Origin of the sequence: Acidovorax sp. 35-64-16, from assembly GCF_002281195.1 — a bacterium.
Classification (GTDB): Bacteria; Pseudomonadota; Gammaproteobacteria; order Burkholderiales; family Burkholderiaceae_C; genus Acidovorax; species Acidovorax defluvii.
In genome coordinates, this window is record NZ_NCFM01000001.1 from 199105 (window position 1) to 213423 (window position 14319).

At 67.3% G+C, this 14319-nt stretch carries 13 protein-coding genes; 9 read left to right on the forward strand and 4 right to left on the reverse strand.

The window, feature by feature from the left end:
- Nucleotides 1-114: 114 nt before the first annotated feature.
- The 4 genes from B7Y64_RS00985 to gstA all read left to right on the forward strand — a co-directional run bounded on the left by B7Y64_RS00985 (nucleotide 115) and on the right by gstA (nucleotide 2959).
- The gene (locus tag B7Y64_RS00985; RefSeq protein ID WP_291324292.1) at nucleotides 115-708 is read left to right on the forward strand and encodes an NAD(P)H-dependent oxidoreductase; all 594 of its coding nucleotides are present in this window, start codon (nucleotides 115-117) and stop codon (nucleotides 706-708) included.
- Nucleotides 709-776: 68 nt separating this feature from the next.
- Nucleotides 777-1031, forward strand: a complete 255-nt coding sequence (locus B7Y64_RS00990) for a YkgJ family cysteine cluster protein (RefSeq protein WP_114655614.1) — start codon at nucleotides 777-779, stop codon at nucleotides 1029-1031.
- 243 nt (nucleotides 1032-1274) lie between these two features.
- On the forward strand, nucleotides 1275-2048 hold the full coding sequence (locus tag B7Y64_RS00995; protein ID WP_291324293.1) for a class II aldolase/adducin family protein: 774 nt from the start codon (nucleotides 1275-1277) through the stop codon (nucleotides 2046-2048).
- 302 nt (nucleotides 2049-2350) lie between these two features.
- Nucleotides 2351-2959 carry a glutathione transferase GstA gene (gstA, locus tag B7Y64_RS01000; protein WP_291324294.1) on the forward strand — a complete coding sequence of 203 codons (609 nt, stop codon included), beginning with the start codon at nucleotides 2351-2353 and terminating at the stop codon, nucleotides 2957-2959.
- On the opposite strand, the gene B7Y64_RS01005 is transcribed toward gstA, so the two are convergent.
- On the reverse strand, nucleotides 2952-4247 hold the full coding sequence (locus B7Y64_RS01005; RefSeq protein WP_291324295.1) for a YbfB/YjiJ family MFS transporter: 1296 nt from the start codon (nucleotides 4245-4247) through the stop codon (nucleotides 2952-2954). The two genes, gstA and B7Y64_RS01005, sit on opposite strands and share 8 nt — an antisense overlap.
- Before the next feature lie 268 nt (nucleotides 4248-4515).
- Here B7Y64_RS01005 and B7Y64_RS01010 point away from each other — a divergent pair, with 268 nt between their 5' ends.
- Entirely contained in the window at nucleotides 4516-5616 is a 1101-nt protein-coding gene (locus B7Y64_RS01010; RefSeq protein ID WP_291328179.1) for an alkene reductase, read from the forward strand.
- A gap of 144 nt (nucleotides 5617-5760) precedes the next feature.
- On the opposite strand, the gene B7Y64_RS01015 is transcribed toward B7Y64_RS01010, so the two are convergent.
- On the reverse strand, nucleotides 5761-7416 hold the full coding sequence (locus B7Y64_RS01015; protein ID WP_291324297.1) for a methyl-accepting chemotaxis protein: 1656 nt from the start codon (nucleotides 7414-7416) through the stop codon (nucleotides 5761-5763).
- Between the two features lie 121 nt (nucleotides 7417-7537).
- Complete coding sequence (locus tag B7Y64_RS01020; protein ID WP_291324298.1) at nucleotides 7538-9826, reverse strand: heavy metal translocating P-type ATPase; 2289 nt, start codon at nucleotides 9824-9826, stop codon at nucleotides 7538-7540.
- A gap of 150 nt (nucleotides 9827-9976) precedes the next feature.
- On the opposite strand from B7Y64_RS01020, the gene B7Y64_RS01025 reads away from it, so the two are divergent.
- The 4 genes from B7Y64_RS01025 (at nucleotide 9977) to B7Y64_RS01040 (ending at nucleotide 13132) form a co-directional block, all read left to right on the forward strand.
- On the forward strand, nucleotides 9977-10174 hold the full coding sequence (locus B7Y64_RS01025; RefSeq protein ID WP_024813522.1) for a cation transporter: 198 nt from the start codon (nucleotides 9977-9979) through the stop codon (nucleotides 10172-10174).
- Nucleotides 10171-10638, forward strand: coding sequence for a Cu(I)-responsive transcriptional regulator (cueR, locus tag B7Y64_RS01030; RefSeq protein ID WP_291324299.1), 468 nt, complete (start codon nucleotides 10171-10173; stop codon nucleotides 10636-10638). Before B7Y64_RS01025 ends, cueR begins: the two co-directional genes overlap by 4 nt.
- A 59-nt stretch (nucleotides 10639-10697) precedes the next feature.
- Nucleotides 10698-11885 carry an acetyl-CoA C-acyltransferase family protein gene (locus B7Y64_RS01035; protein ID WP_291324300.1) on the forward strand — a complete coding sequence of 396 codons (1188 nt, stop codon included), beginning with the start codon at nucleotides 10698-10700 and terminating at the stop codon, nucleotides 11883-11885.
- A gap of 80 nt (nucleotides 11886-11965) precedes the next feature.
- The gene (locus B7Y64_RS01040) at nucleotides 11966-13132 is read left to right on the forward strand and encodes an acyl-CoA dehydrogenase family protein (protein ID WP_291324301.1); all 1167 of its coding nucleotides are present in this window, start codon (nucleotides 11966-11968) and stop codon (nucleotides 13130-13132) included.
- Nucleotides 13133-13153: 21 nt separating this feature from the next.
- Here B7Y64_RS01040 and B7Y64_RS01045 read toward each other — a convergent pair whose 3' ends face one another.
- Nucleotides 13154-14218 (reverse strand): recombination-associated protein RdgC, encoded by a 1065-nt coding sequence (locus tag B7Y64_RS01045; RefSeq protein WP_291324302.1) that lies wholly within the window; start codon nucleotides 14216-14218, stop codon nucleotides 13154-13156.
- Nucleotides 14219-14319 lie beyond the last annotated feature (101 nt).

Sequence of the window (14319 nt, forward strand, 5' to 3'; positions counted from 1 at the left end):
CAGCAAGGCCCCGAGGCGTTGGATCAAAGGGGCTGCACAAGCCCCCATGCGCCGTCAAAGGCCATGACCAGCCCGCCAGCACCCCCGCCACACGCCTGTGCTCCAATGCCAGACATGCACCAACAACTTCTCGTTTTTGCGGGCAGCACCCGCCAGCAGTCCTTCAACCGCAAGCTGGCCCACGCCACCGCCGCCATCGCGCGCGAAGCGGGGGCCCGGGTCACAACGCTTGAGTTGTCCGACTTTGACATTCCGATGTACAACGCCGACCTGGAAGCGCAAGGCACACCCGCCGATGTGCTGCGCCTCAAGCAGCTGCTGCACGACCACCCGGCCTGGATCATCTGCTCGCCCGAGTACAACGGCAGCTACACCGCGCTGCTCAAAAACACCATCGACTGGGCATCCAGCCCTGTCCAGGGCCACCCCGACTGGCAGGACGGCACCCGGTCTTTTCGCGGCAAGGTCGTGGGCATGCTCAGCGCCTCACCCGGCGCCTTGGGGGGCCTGCGCTCGCAAAGCCATCTGGCCCCGCTGCTCATCAACCTGGAATGCTGGCTGGCGCCCCGCGCATTTGCGCTGGGCGGCGCAGGCACCGCGTTTGACGACAGCGGCACCCTCGTCCAGCCCGCCCACCGCGACCGCGTGCGCGCCGTGGTGGACCAGGTGCTGTGGGCTGCAGAGCGGCTGCAGCCGGCGGCTGGCTGATCATTTCAAGCCAAAACGGCCTCTGGCCTCCGCCTGACCAGCGCAAGCAGCTATCAAAACCGATACCCCTGGATTGCCGCCCCCGATGCGGCGCCTGCTGCACCGCCCCCTCCATCAGCTCGCCCATACCCGGCATGCCACACGGCAAACCGGCGGGCGTGCGCTGCATTCAACTGGGCGATGACGCGCGCTGCCTCATTTTTGGGCAACCCGGGCGCCCGGCAGTTTGCAGCGGGCTGATGCCTTCGGCCGAAATGTGCGGGCATGACGCCGACCAGGCCATGCGCTTCCTGGACGAACTGGAAGTCCTCACCCACCCCTGATGCGGACGAAGATGCGCGCATCGATCACTGAAACATGCCGACGAGGCACGCAAGCCGCCAGACGGAAAAAATTGAATCGAATAAGGCTCTGACGCTTATCCAGCAAGCGCTCGCTGCTATTATTTTTTGCATAGTCATGGCACGGCAGCTGTTGTCGCCCGTGTAGCCTGCCGGACAGCCGCCTGCGCCGCGCCGCCCTACAGTGGCGCGTCTTACCTTTCCCCAAACCGCGGAGACAAAACCATGCTCAACATCCCCTCTTTGCAAGCCAGCGTCAGCCCCGAAGAATGGCAACTGCGCTGCGACCTGGCCGCGTGCTACCGGCTGGTGGCGCTGTATGGCTGGAGTGACCTGGTCTTCACCCACATCAGCGCCAAGCTGCCCGAATCGGTGTCGGGCGTGGGCGAGCACCACTTCCTCATCAACCCCTACGGCCTCATGTTCGACGAGATCACTGCGTCAAGCCTGATCAAGGTGGACATGCAGTGCAACCAACTGCACGAATCGCCCTTCCCGGTAAACCCTGCGGGTTTTGTCATCCACAGCGCCGTACACGAGGCGCGGCCCGAGGCCGGTTGCGTGTTGCACACCCACACGCGCGCGGGCGTGGCCGTCAGCGCGCAAAAGGGCGGCGTGCTGCCGATCAGCCAGCAAAGCACCTTTGTGCTGGGCTCGCTGGCGTACCACGCGTACGAGGGTGTAGCCTTTCGCGATGCAGAAAAACCGCGTCTGCAGGCCGACCTGGGCGCGGCCAACTTCCTCATGCTGCGCAACCACGGGTTGCTCACCGTGGGCAAGACAATTGCCGATGCGTTTCTGTCGATGTACACCTTCGAGAACACCTGCCGCATACAGATCGACGCCCAGGCCGGTGGCGAGTTGATCGACGTGAACCCACAAATCGTGAGCGGCGTGGCCCAGGCCATGCGCGTGCAAACGGGTGGCCTGGGCGGGGCGTTTGCCTGGCCGGCGCTGCTGCGCAAAGTGCAGCGCGAATTGCCCGGCTGGAACACCTAACCCCTGTGTCGCCTGCGGCGCCTCGGTGCGGTTGCTAGAGGCGCCAGACCTTCGCGCACGTCATGGCCTGCACAGGCAGGCTCGGAGCTGCGGCCCTCAGCCTCAAGGGGATGCCCACCCGTGCAGCCCAAAGGGAACGCAGCCCTTGCGGCGGGGGTGGCCCTTGCACGGCTGCCGCTGGCTTCGAGGGCACCAGTTGCGCGCCCGGGTATCCCTGCCAGCCTTGCCCCGCGCCAGCAAAAAGCCGGCGCAGCGCATAGCATCGGGCGCTCATGTTCCGATTTGTTCACAAGGATTCGCCCATGAAGCTTTACTACTCGCCCGGTGCCTGCTCCCTGTCTGCCCACATTGCCCTGCACGAGGCCGGCCTGGCCTGCACGCCCATGCTGGTCAGCACCAAAAGCCACCAACTGCAGGACGGCACCGATTTCTACAGCATCAACCCGCTGGGTTATGTGCCCGTGCTGGAGCTGGACAACGGAGAGCGCCTGCGCGAAGGCCCCGCCATCGTGCAGTACATCGCCGATCAGGTGCCCGAAAAGAACCTGGCCCCCGCCAATGGCTCCATGGCGCGCTACCGCCTGCAAGAGTGGCTGACCTTCATCGGCACCGAACTCCACCAGGGTTTTGGGCCGCTGTTCAACCCCGCCACGCCTGCCGACTACCAACCCCAAGTGCGTGAGCGCCTCCTCAAGCGCCTGCAGTGGATAGATGGCCAACTCGCGGGCAAGCCCTACCTGATGGGCGAGCAGTTCACCGTGGCCGATGGTTACCTGTTCACCGTGGCCAACTGGGCCGGGTTTGTGCGCCTGGACATTTCGGGCCTGAAGAACCTCAGCGCCTTTCAGGCCCGCGTGGCCGCCCGCCCCGCCGTGCAGGCGGCCATGAAGGCCGAAGGCCTGCTCAAGTAAGTGCCAGCGGCCGCTGGCGCGCTGCCACCAGCGCCCCCAGCCACAGCGCGCAGGCCGAATACACCAGGCCGCGCGCCAGCCCGCCGGGGCCGTCGGCAATCCAGCCCACCACCGTGGGCCCCACGATCTGCCCGGCAGCGAACACGACAGTGAATGCGCTGATGCCGCCGGCCCACTGCGCGGGCGGCAGGTTGTGGCGCACCAGCGCGGTGGTCGAGGCCACCACCGCCAGGAACACCCCGCCAAACAGCAGGCCCGAAGCCAGCACTACGGGCCAGACCGAGGTCAGTGCCGGCAGCAGCGTGGCCACACCCAGCAGGCCATTGAGCAGGGCCAGCGCACGCCCGCCGCGGCTGCGGTCCAGCAAGCCCGCCCAGATGCGCGACGACAGCACCACCGCCAGCCCCAGCAAGGCATAAAACAGCGTCACGGTGCCGCTGGCCATGCCCTGCTCGCGCAGCAGCGCCACCACAAAGGTCATGTAGCCGATGTAGCCCACACCAAACAAGGTGTAGCCCAGCAGGGCCGGTGCCAGCGCGCGCAGGGGCACGGCGGGCACGGGCGCGGCCGAAGGGGGCGCCGCGTGTTGCGCAACGGCCTTCGCGCCCTCAGCCCCACTGGCGCCCACACTCAGGCCTTTCGCAGGGGCGGGCGCGGTTGCAAGCGCCGTCAGCCCGCGCAGCGCCCGCACGGGCCACACCAGCACCGCGGTGGCCAGCGCACACACGGCTGCCAGCGCCCACCAGGCCCAGGTCCAACCGTGCAGTGCCGGGGCCACGGCCAGCACGGGCGGCACCAGCAGCGCCGAGGCGCTGATGCCCCAGCCCACGCCACCGTAATACAGGCCCAGCAGCAGGCCACTGCGGCCCACGTCCAGGGCGCCCAGGCGCGCCGCCATCAGCCCGCCAGCGATAAAGATGACGGCGCTGGCCACGCCCGCCAGCAGGCGTTGCAGCAGCAACGGGACGGCCTCGATGAAGAAACCACTCAAGGCCATGAACAGCGTGGCCAGCACCGCACCCCACAGCAGCAGGGTGCCGGGCGCCAGGCGCCGCAGCAGCGCGGGGGCGGCCAGGGCGCCCAGCAGGTAACCGAGCGCATTGACGGTGTTCATGGCCCCGGCCAGGGTGTAGCTCCAGCCCAGGTCGGCGCGCATCACGGGCAACAGCAGCGCATAGGCAAAACGCGTGATGCCCAGCGACACCGCCGCACCCAGGGACAGCGCCAGCACCACGCCCACCGGGTGGGCGCGCAAGCCCTGCAAGCTCCTTGTGTGGTTTGTCTCCATGGGCGCTGATTGTGCCTGCGGGCTGCGCATTTGGCCTGTGGGTGCGCTCAGATCAAATATTGATCAAAATGGCAGATAGCGCTTATGGATAAAACGCTGGTAGCTATCATTTTTGAACATTCCGGTTCTTTTGCGGCAGTGCGGTTAGCACACAATGGCTTTACCGCGCTGTCCGCCGCGTACTGCAGCGTTTGCGGCACTGCAGTACCCTTATGCCAAACCCTGCCTTCGGGCAAGCCCCCTTTCACTCTCTCGACGAAAGCCTTTCATGCCCTCTTTGTTCGAACCCGTACAGGCCGGTGACCTGCACCTGGCCAACCGCATCGCCATGGCGCCGCTCACGCGCAACCGCGCGCCCGACGCCATCCCCACGCCGCTCATGGCCACCTACTACACGCAGCGCGCCAGCGCCGGCCTGCTGATCACCGAGGCCACCGCCATCAGCCCCCAAGGCCAGGGCTATGCCGACGTGCCCGGCCTGTATGGCACCGAGCAGCTCGATGGCTGGAAGCGCGTGACCAGCGCCGTGCACGCCGAAGGCGGCAAGATCGTGGTGCAGCTGTGGCATGTGGGCCGCGTCTCGCACACCGACCTGCAGCCGGGCAACGCCGCCCCCGTGGCGCCCTCGGCCATCCGCGCGCACACCAAGACGGTGCTGCTCAAGGACGGGGTGCCCACCTTCACCGACACCTCGATGCCCCGCGCGCTCGATCTGGGCGAGCTGCCCGGCATCGTGCAGGACTACCGCCACGCCGCGCGCAACGCCATTGCCTGTGGTTTTGATGGCGTGGAAATCCACGCGGCCAACGGCTACCTGCTCGACCAGTTCCTGAAAACCGGCGCCAACGAGCGCACCGACGACTACGGCGGCAGCGTCAAGAACCGCGCCCGCCTCACCCTCGAAGTGGTGCGCGCCATCGTCGATGAAATCGGTGGCGGCCGCACCGGCATTCGCCTGTCGCCCGTGACACCCGCCAACGACATCGTGGACGAAAACCCCCAGCAGCTGTTTGACTACCTGCTGGCCCAACTCGCCCCGCTGGGGCTGGCCTATGTGCACATCATCGAAGGCGCCACCGGCGGCGCCCGCGAGCTGGCCGACCGCCCGTTTGACTACGCTGCCCTCAAGGCCGTGTACCGCAAGGCCGGCGGCAAGGGTGCCTGGATGGTGAACAACGCCTACGACCGCGCACTGGCCGATGCCGCCGTGGCCGCCGGCGCCGACATCGTGGCCTTTGGCCGACCCTTCATCGCCAACCCCGACCTGGTGGCCCGCCTGGAAAAGAACGCGCCCCTGAACGAGCCCGACCGCGCCACCTTCTACGGCGGCGGCGCTGCCGGATACACCGACTACCCCACGCTGTACTGAGACGTAAAATTCAGGTCAAAAGTGGCTACAGCGCATGTTCATAAAGCGCTTACAGCTATCGAATAAATAGCAAACGCCGCCCTCGGGCGGCGTTTTTTCTGGGGCACCGGCAAGCCAGCGGCATGCCGCTGGTCCCTCGGTCGCTCAGCCCGCCAGCTGGGGCGTGGCGCGGCCGATCAAGGCACGGTCCGGCGCGGAGGCCGGCATGCGGGACAGGGACTCCATGCCGTTGCCTTCATCGGCCAGGCGGAACTGCTGTACCACCTTCGACAGACGGGCCGCCTGCTCGCGCAGCGACTCGGCGGCGGCGGCCGACTCTTCCACCAGCGCCGCGTTCTGCTGGGTCATGCGGTCGATCTCGCCCACCGACTGGTTCACCTGGCCAATGCCGGCCGACTGCTCCGAGGCAGCGGCAGTGATCTCGCCAATGATGTCGCCCACGCGCTGCACGCTGGCCACGATTTCCTTCATTGCGGCGCCCGCATCTTCCACATGGCGCACGCCACCGTCCACGGCGGTCACGCTGTTGTGAATCAGCCCCTTGATGTCGCTGGCCGCCGCGGCCGAGCGCTGCGCCAGGCTGCGCACTTCGCTGGCCACCACGGCAAAGCCCCGGCCCTGCTCACCCGCGCGGGCCGCTTCCACGGCAGCGTTCAGCGCCAGAATGTTGGTCTGGAAGGCAATCGAGTCGATCAGGCCGATGATGTCGCCGATCTTGCGGCTCGATGCCGAGATCTCGTGCATGCTGGCCACGGCCTGCGCCACCACCGAACCGCCGCGCGTGGCCGTGCTGGACGCCGAGCTGGCCAGCTGGTTGGCCATCTGCGACGACGACGCGGTTTGCTGCACGTTGGACGTGATCTGCGACAGCGATGCCACCGCTTCCTGGGCATTGCTGGCGGTCTGCTCGGTGCGCTGCGACAGGTCCTGGTTGCCCGTGGCGATCTCCTGGCTGGCCGTGGCAATGCTGCCGCTGGCATCGCGCACCTGCGCCACCAGCGCCCCCAGGCCCTGCTGCATGTCGGCCAGCGCGCGCTGCAGGTCGGCCACTTCGTCTTTGCCCTCGGCGGCAATGCGCTGCGACAGGTCACCACCGGCAATCGCCAGCGCCATGCGGCGGGCATCAGCCAGTGGGCGGCAGATGGACAGCATGTTCATGAGCGTGGTGGGCACCACCACCAACACGGTGATCAGCACCGCCAGGGCAAACAGCCACAGGGTCTGGTTGGACACATCGGTCTGGTCGGCCACGGCCGCTGTCACCTCGCCACGCAGCACGCCATCGAGTTCCTTGAGCAGCTTGTCGGCCTCGTCAAACTCGGCCACCGCCTTGCCGCTCATGCGGTTGGCAATGGTGGCCGTGTCGTAGCCCCCGGCTTCCAGCTGGCGCGCCACATGCGCAAACTGGTCGCGGTAGCTGTCCAGGCGCTTGACGATGGCCTGGGCGATGGCGTTGTCGGCGTCCTCTGGGCCTTCAAGGAAGCGGGCCGCCACTTTTTTCGACTGCTCCAGGCTGGCCAGCCACTTGGTGTGGGCCGCCTTCACGCTCTCGGGCTTCTCGTACGCAATGATCATGTCCTTTTCATGCTGGCGGATGGCCCCCATCTCGCCGCGCAGCTCGGCCATGTGGCTCACCTCGGCAAACGAGTTGGCCATGAAGTCCTCGCTCATGTCGTGGATGCGGAACATGCCCAGCATGCCCGCGCCGCCCAACAGGCCCAACAGCCCCAGCACAACGCCAATGGCCCCCAGCATCCGAAAGCGGATGGTGAAAAGCCGCATGAGCGATAAGAGATTCATGGTGTGTCCCCTTCTGATGTCTGAAAAGTGCCCCGGCCGCTTGTGATGGCCACGGACATGCAACAAAACGTTGCAGTTTGCCAGACATTGGTGACCGCACCGCGCCAAACTGTCGCGGTGGTCACATGCGCCAGCGCTTGAGCAGCAGGGCGTTGGCCATCACGCTCACCGAACTCAGCGCCATGGCCGCCCCGGCCACCACCGGGTTCAGGTAGCCCAGCGCCGCCAGTGGAATGCCGGCCACGTTGTAGAAAAAGGCCCAGAACAGGTTTTGCCGGATTTTCGCTACGGTGCGCCGCGAGATGTCCAGCGCGGCGGCCACCAGCATCGGGTCGCCCCGCATCAGCGTGATGCCGGCCGCGTGCATGGCCACATCGGTGCCGTTGCCCATGGCCATGCCCACGTCGGCAGCGGCCAGGGCCGGGGCGTCGTTCACGCCGTCGCCCACCATGGCAACAATGTGGGCGCCATGCTGGGCCGCTGCGCTGGGGCGCTGCCCCCCCGGGTGGGCTTCTTCGCCATCGCCTTGCTGCAGCGCCACCACCTGGGCCGCCTTGTCGCCCGGCAATACCTCGGCGCGCACATCGGCGGCGTCCAGCCCCAGGCGCTGCGCCATGGCCAGGGCAGCGCCCCGGTTGTCCCCCGAAATCATCACGGTGCGAATGCCGCGCGCGCGCAGCGCCGCCAGCGCCTCGCGCGCCCCGGGCTTGGGCTCGTCGCCAAAGGCCAAAATTGCACGCAGGGCCAACCCGTCGGTGGTGCGCTCGGCCAGGGCCGACACCGTGGCGCCATCGTTTTGCAGGCTTTTCGCCCGGTCCGCCAGCGTGCCCAGCCCTACGCCCAACTCGTCCATCCAGCGCAGGCTGCCCACCAGATAGCTGCGGGCCTGCACCTCGCCCTCGGTGCCGCGCCCAGGCACGGCGCGCACGCCGTCGGGCGCCACGGGTTGCAGGCCGCGCTCTTGCGCAGCCGCCACCACGGCACGGGCCAGCGGGTGCTCGCTGCCGCTTTGCACGCTGGCCACGGCCGCCAGCACGGCCGCCTCGTCCTGGCCCGGCACCACCTCGAACGCGGTGAGCCGTGGCCGGCCCACGGTGAGGGTACCGGTCTTGTCGAACGCCACCACATCCACCTTGTGGGCCAGCTCCAGCGCCTGTGCGTCCTTGATCAGGATGCCGTGCTTGGCCGCCACGCCGGTGCCCGCCATGATGGCCGCTGGCGTGGCCAGCCCCAGCGCGCAAGGGCAGGCAATCACCAACACCGCCACGGCATGGATCACGGCCACCTCGAAGCCCGCGCCCGTCCACAGCCAGCCCAGCAACGTGGCCAGCGCCACCACCAGCACCACCGGCACGAAAACGGCCGACACCTGGTCGACCAGGCGCTGAATGGGCGCCTTGGCGGCCTGCGCGTCTTCCACCAGGCGGATGATGCGCGCCAGCACCGTCTCGGCACCCACCGCCGACACCTGCATCACCACCCGGCCATCACCATTGATGGACCCACCGGTCAGCGGCGCCCCCACCTCGCGCGTCACGGGCAAGGGCTCGCCCGTGAGCATGGATTCATCCACCTGGGTGTGGCCCTCCAGAATGCGGCCGTCCACCGGAATGCGCTCGCCGGGGCGCACCACCAGCCGGTCGCCCGCCATCACCTCGGCCACCGGCACATCCACCTCGCCGTCACGCCCGAGCATGTGGGCCACATCAGGGCGCAGCGCATGCAGTGCGCGGATGGCCGCCGTGGTCTGGCGCTTGGCGCGGGCTTCCAGCCACTTGCCCAGCAACACCAGCGTCACCACCACCGCCGAGGCCTCGAAATACAGGTGCGGCGCATGCCCCTCGTGCGCCGTGAGCCACAGCCACATCGACAGCCCCCAGCCCGCCGACGTGCCAATGGCTACCAGCAGATCCATGTTGCCCGACAGCGCCTTGAGCGCGTGCCAACCCGCCTTGTAAAAACGCGCCCCCAAAATGAACTGCACCGGCGTGGCCAGCGCAAACTGCGCCCAGGCGGGCAGCATCCAGTGCGCGCCAAACAAATCGCCCAGCATGGGCAGCACCAGCGGGGCCGACAGCAGCAGGCCCACACCCACCGGCAAAAAACCCGCCCAGGGCGACTGGTCCTCGGGCGCATCTTCTTGCCCCGCCGCGCGCGGCTCGTAGCCCGCATTGCGCACCGCGCGGCGCAGCAGGGCGTCCATGGCCGGGCCTTGCGCATCCGGGGGCACCACATAAGCGATGCGCGCCGACTCGGTGGCCAGGTTCACGGAGGCATCTTGCACGCCAGGCACCTTGCGCAGCGCCCGCTCCACGCGGCCCACGCAACTGGCGCAGGTCATGCCGCCAATGCCAAGGTCCAGGGTTTCCAGGGCGTCCAGAGATTCGGGGGAAGTGGCAACAGTGTTCATGGGGGCTACCGTAATCCTTGCCATGATGGCAAGGTCAAGCCCTGGCACACATCAACCATGCGTGTGTCAGTGCCTTTGTGGGCGCTTGACTATGCCACGATGTCAATGTTCATCATGTGCCTGTTGTCCACCATTTAACGGAGAAACCCCATGCAATACACCCTTCAAGTAGAGGGCATGACCTGCGGCCACTGCGAACGCGCCGTCACCCAGGCCGTGCAGCAGATCGACCCGGCCGCCACCGTGCGCATTGACCGCGCACAAAACCGCGTCGATATCGACAGCACCCAGCCCCGCGAGGCACTGGCCGCCGCCATTGCCGAAGAAGGCTACACGGTCGCCGCATGACCGCCCGCGCACCCCGAAACGATGGGCCCGTGCCCATCAGCGAGGCCGCCCGGCGCGCCGGGGTATCGGCGCGCATGGTGCGCCACTACGAGGCCCTGGGTCTGCTCAACGGCGTGGCGCGCACCGACAGCGGCTACCGCCAGTACACCGAGGCCGACGTCCACGCGCTGCGCTTCATCGGCCGCGCGCGCACGCTGGGCTTCTCGATGGAAGAAATCCGCGAGCTGCTGGGCCTGTGGCAAGACAAGGGGCGTGCCAGCGCCAGCGTCAAGCGCATTGCCCAGGCGCACATCGACGATCTGGCCGAGCGCATCGCCGCCATGCAGGCCATGCAGCGCACCCTGCAGTCGCTGGTGTACTGCTGCCACGGCGACCAGCGGCCAGATTGCCCCATCCTGGATGACCTGGCTGCCGCCCAGGACAACGGCACAACAGCGCGCAAAATGCCTTTACTGATCCAGTAGGCTCCTCTTTCGGGCCCGCTGCACTACGATTTCACCCATTTTTCAACGGAGCCCTTTACATGACCCACCGCGACGTTTTCGTTGTCAGCACCGCCCGCACCGCCATCGGCACCTTTGGCGGCAGCCTCAAAGACGTGCCCAACACCCAGCTCGCAACCACCGCCGTGAAGGCAGCCATCGCCCGCTCGGGCCTGGCGCCCGACGCCGTGGGCCATGTGGTCATGGGCAACGTGATCCCCACCGACACCAAGGACGCCTACCTCTCCCGCGTGGCCGCCATCGACGCGGGCTGCCCGATCGAGACGCCCGCCTTCAACGTCAACCGCCTGTGCGGCTCGGGCCTGCAGGCCATCATTTCGGCCGCGCAGGCCATTGGCTATGGCGACTGCGACGTGGCCGTGGGCGGCGGTTCCGAGTCCATGAGCCGCGGCCCCTACTTCGATACCGCCGCGCGCTACGGCGCGCGCATGGGCGACGCCAAGAGCATCGACTACATGCTCGGCATCCTGCACGACCCCTGGCAAAAAATGCACATGGGCATCACCGCCGAGAACGTGGCCGAGCGCTACAAAATCTCGCGCGAGATGCAAGACCAGCTCGCCTGCGAGAGCCAGCGCCGCGCCGCTGCCGCCATCGCCGCCGGGTACTTCAAGGACCAGATCGTCCCGGTTGAAATCGCCACACGCAAGGGCACGGTGCTGTTCGACACCGACGAGCATGTGCGCGCCGCCACCACGCTCGACGTGCTGGCAGGCATGAAGCCCGCGTTCAAGAAGGACGGCGGCACGGTGACCGCCGGCAATGCCTCGGGCATCAACGACGGCGCCAGCGCCGTGGTGCTGGTGGCGGGCGACCGACTGCAGGCGCTGGGCGTGAAGCCCCTGGCCCGCCTCGTGGGCTACGCGCACGCGGGTGTGGACCCGGCTTACATGGGCATCGGCCCCGTGCCCGCCACGCAGAAGGTGCTGGCGCGCACGGGCCTGAAGGTGCAGGACATGGACGTGATCGAGGCCAACGAAGCCTTCGCCGCCCAGGCCTGCGCCGTGGTGCAAGAGCTGGGCCTGGACCCCGCCAAGGTCAACCCCAACGGCTCGGGCATTTCGCTCGGCCACCCCGTGGGCGCCACCGGCGCCATCATCACCACCAAGGCGATTGCCGAGCTGCACCGCACGGGCGGGCGCTACGCGCTGGTGACCATGTGCATCGGCGGCGGCCAGGGCATCGCAGCCATCTACGAGCGGGTGTGATCAATATTTGAGTGTTTTTGACCTCCAGCGCTTGTGTATCAAGCGCTGGTAGCTCTTATTTATATAGCAATATTACCGCCATGCTGCCCAATCATTTCATCAGCGCCGACGAGCAGGCCGAACTGCAGCTCTTCACCGAGTCGCTGGAGCGCTTCTGCGACGCCGAGATCGAACCCCACTACCGCACCTGGGAAAAAGCCGGCCGCGTGCCGCGCGAACTGCTGCGCAAGATGGGCGAGAACGGCTACCTCTGCGCCGACGTGCCCGATACCTACGGCGGCCCGGGCGCCAGCGTGCCCTTCTCGTTCGCCGTGGTCGAGGTGCTCTCGCGCCGGGGCTACGGCGGCTTTGTCGGCGGGCTGCAGGTGCACAACGACATCATCCCGCCCTATCTGCTGCACTGCGGCACCGAGGCGCAGCGCGCACACTGGTTGCCGCGCATGGCCAGCGGCGAGGCGATTGCCGCCATCGGCATGACCGAGCCCGGCGCGGGCAGCGACCTCAAGGCGATCCGCACCACGGCGCGCAAGGACGGCGACCACTACGTCATCAACGGCAGCAAGATCTTCATCAGCAACGGCCAGAACTGCGACCTGCTGGTGCTCGCCGCCAAGACCGACCCGGCCTTGGGCGCCAAGGGCGTGAGCCTGTTCCTGGTCGATGCGGCCACGCCCGGCTTCACGCGCGGTCAGAACCTCGAAAAAATCGGCCAGCACGCGGGCGACACCTCCGAGCTGTTCTTCAACGACATGCGCGTGCCCCAGGATGCCCTGCTCGGCGGCGTGGAAGGCCAGGGCTTCGTGCAGATGATGCGCGAGCTGCCGCGCGAGCGCCTCATCATCGGCGTGCAGGCGGTGCACGGCGCCAAGGGCGCGCTCGACGCCACGCTGAAATACGTGCAAGAGCGCCAGGCGTTTGGTCAGGCGATCGGCCAGTTCCAGAACACGCGCTTCACGCTGGCGCAGTGCGCAACCGACATCGCCGCCGCCGAAGCCTTCCTCAACGCCAGCGTGGCGGCCTACCAGCAGGGCCAGCTCACGCCCGAGGCGGTGAGCGCGCTCAAGCTGCACACCACCGAGCTTTTCAGCCGCGTGGCCGATGCCTGCCTGCAATTGTTTGGCGGCTACGGCTATATGGCCGAGTACCCCATCTCGCGCTTCTGGACCGACGCGCGCGTGCTGCGCATCTACGGCGGCACGTCGGAGATCATGAAGGAGCTGGTGGCGCGCTCGCTGCTGGGGCGGTAACTGGCGATGTGCCCCAGGTGATCAGAACGGCGCCGACTCGGGGTCGGTGTCCACCGGCGCGTCCCTGGGCCCGGTCACCATGCCACCGCCCGCACTTTTGCGTGCGGGTGCGGAGTGTGCGGTAGGCGCGGAGGATGGCGCCGTGACGGCTGCAGGCGCAGCGCCTGCGGCAACCGCCTGCGCTGCACTGGCCACGCCGCTCTCGGCCTCGCCGCCCAGCGCTTCGATCAGGTCGGGAATCAGCTTCACCAGCTCACCCGTGGCAATGACCACGTCGGTGTCAAAACCGCCATCGTCGGCCTTGGTGCCTTCAAACACGGTGTCCAGAAACGACACCTTCTTGATCTGCAGGCCTTCGGTCAGCATGAAGCTCACGCGGTCGTCCCAGGTCAGCGCCAGCTTGGTGGGCAGCTTGCCAGCGGCGATGTGCGCCTGCACTTCTTCGATGTCGAGCGGGTGGCGGGCATAACGCACCACGGCCTTGGCTTCATCGGCGCTTTTGAGCTCGCATTCGCGGTCCACCGTGAAGCCCACGGGCGGCTCTTGCGTGCTCAGCCAGTGCGACATTGCGGCCTGCGGGCTGGTCTGGGTGTTGATCAGCGACACCGACAGGCCCGGCAGCGATTCGACCAGCAGCGTCACCACCTCGTCGGCACGGCCTTGGGCTGAGGTGTCGAGCACCAGCAGGCGCGACGCGGTGTCAATCCACACCCACATCGAGCCCTGCTTGGTGAAGGCCATGGGCAGCAAATCCAGCTTGGCTTCGTCCTTGAGCTCTTTGCTTTCCTTCTTGCCGGGCTTGCGGCCGGTTTCCTGCTCGATGCGCTCGGCTTTTTCCTTCACGCGGCGGGCCAGCACGCTGCCGGGCAGCACCTTGGACTCGACCATGAAGCGCAGGATCCACTGCCCGCCCACCGACTCGGCCAGCGGGCCATGCGCATCACCGCGCGGCGGCACCCAGCCGAGCGACTTTTCCTGCGTGGCGCCACATTCCATGAAGGGCGCCTTGGCCAGCGCTTCTTCCACCTGCGTCAATTCCACCTGCCATTGCGGTGCAATGCGGTACACGATCATGTTCTTGAACACGGACAACCTTTGTTTCTTCTGGCCATTTCCAGCCATTGCGGAGTACAGACCACATTGTCGGGGGTCGGCTGGCCCGCTTGCGGGTGCAGTGGCTGCTTACG